The organism is Dietzia sp. CW19, assembly GCF_014145265.1.
GTDB classification, from domain to species: Bacteria; Actinomycetota; Actinomycetes; order Mycobacteriales; family Mycobacteriaceae; genus Dietzia; species Dietzia natronolimnaea.
Genome location: NZ_JAALEE010000354.1, coordinates 1 through 1469, shown reverse-complemented (window position 1 = coordinate 1469; position 1469 = coordinate 1). Strand labels below are relative to the sequence as shown.

2 protein-coding genes are annotated in these 1469 nt (G+C 72.4%); both read right to left on the bottom strand.

Annotated features, from left to right (window positions below):
- Nucleotides 1-710 (bottom strand): TSUP family transporter (locus G6021_RS10905; protein ID WP_182641274.1); only part of this gene is annotated, 710 nt, incomplete at its 3' end.
- A 170-nt stretch (nucleotides 711-880) separates the two neighbouring features.
- Nucleotides 881-1363: an Rrf2 family transcriptional regulator gene (locus tag G6021_RS10900; RefSeq protein ID WP_179523228.1), complete on the bottom strand. Its 483-nt coding sequence runs from the start codon at nucleotides 1361-1363 to the stop codon at nucleotides 881-883.
- Nucleotides 1364-1469 lie beyond the last annotated feature (106 nt).

Sequence of the window (1469 nt, the reverse complement as noted above, 5' to 3'; positions counted from 1 at the left end):
GCGGCAGTGCCCAGGACCCGCGGCGACAGGTGGCGCACCATCCAGGCGGCGAACGGCGCGGCGATCACGCCGCCGACCAGCAGCGCGGCCGCGAACGCCCAGTTGATGCCGGCGGCGCCGAGGCCGAAGAGGAAGCCGATCGAGGCGCTCACCGCCACCACGAACTCCGAGGCGCTGATGGAGCCGACCACCTTGCGGGGCTCGACCCGACCCGACGAGAGCAGGGTGGTCGTTCCCACCGGGCCCCATCCGCCGCCACCGAACGCGTCGAGGGTTCCGCCGGCGAAGCCGAGTGGGACGAGGAAGCGCGCCGAGATCTGGCCGGAGAACTGGGGTCGCCTGCCGCCGAGTCGCAGGAAGCGATAGAGGACGTAGAAGCCGAGCACGAGCAGGAGCGAGGCGACGATGGGCTTGGCCGCCGCGCTGGACAGCCGGGTCAGCGCGGTCGCGCCGATGAAGGCACCCACCGCACCCGGTCCGGCGAGGATCGCGACGATGCGCCAGTCCACGTTCCCGAACTTGTGGTGGGAGATCCCCGTGGCGAGCGTGGTGCCGATCTGGGCGAAGTGCACGGCGGCGGACGCGGCGGCGGGGGCGATCCCGGCTGCCACGAGGATGGTCGTCGAGGTGACGCCGTATCCCATGCCGAGCGAGCCGTCGACCAGCTGGGCCAGGAGTCCGGCGAAGCCGAGGACGATCAGGGTGGGCACGGGGGGATCCTCCGACGTCGGTCGATGACACTGTCACTCCCGGTGGCCGCCTGTCGGGCGGAGGGAGAGACCCTCCGGCCATTAAGGCATTAAACCGAGCTGTTCAGTAGACATTAACATCTGACCGCGGTGGGAGCCACCGGTGAGTCAGCGGATCCGGGCCCCGTCCGTCAGCGGGGCTCCCAGGCGTCGTCGTCGAGGGTGAGCGCGTGGACGTCGGGGGGCAGCCGGCCCTCGGCCAGATCCGAGAGCGACACCGCGTCCATGACCCGCCGCAGGGAGGCCCTCGAGGCGATCCACACGTGCTGGAGGACAGCCGCGCGCTCGTTGTAGTCGACCGCCTCGGGGCGTACGTCGTAGACGCTGACGAGGGGGCCGTCGACCGCGCGCAGGACGTCCGCGACGGTGACCGCCCCCGCGTCCTGGGCGAGCGTCCAGCCGCCGGTTTTGCCCCGCCTACTGGCCACGATGCCGGCCCGCCGCAGGTCCGACAGGATGGACTGGAGGAACCCGTGCGGGATGTCCTGCAGCCGCCCCAGTTCCTCGGCGCTGATCGGGTTCTCGCGGGGGCCGTCGCCACCGTGATCCCGCTGCGCGTTCGCGAGTTCGACGAGCGCCCGCAGCGCGTAGTCCGATTTCGCGGTGACCCTCATGGGGACAGTCTCCCAGAGCGTCTCGCGCGCCGGGCGGGGGAGTGGCGAGGGGCGCCGGGCGGGCCCCCTATCCCCGCGCGGGCACGGGGTCGTGGGCCACGGCGGG

Coding starts and splice junctions, on each gene's coding strand:
- G6021_RS10900 (WP_179523228.1), bottom strand. CDS start 1,363: ATGAGGGTCACCGCGAAATCGGACTACGCGCTGCGGGCGCTCGTCGAA.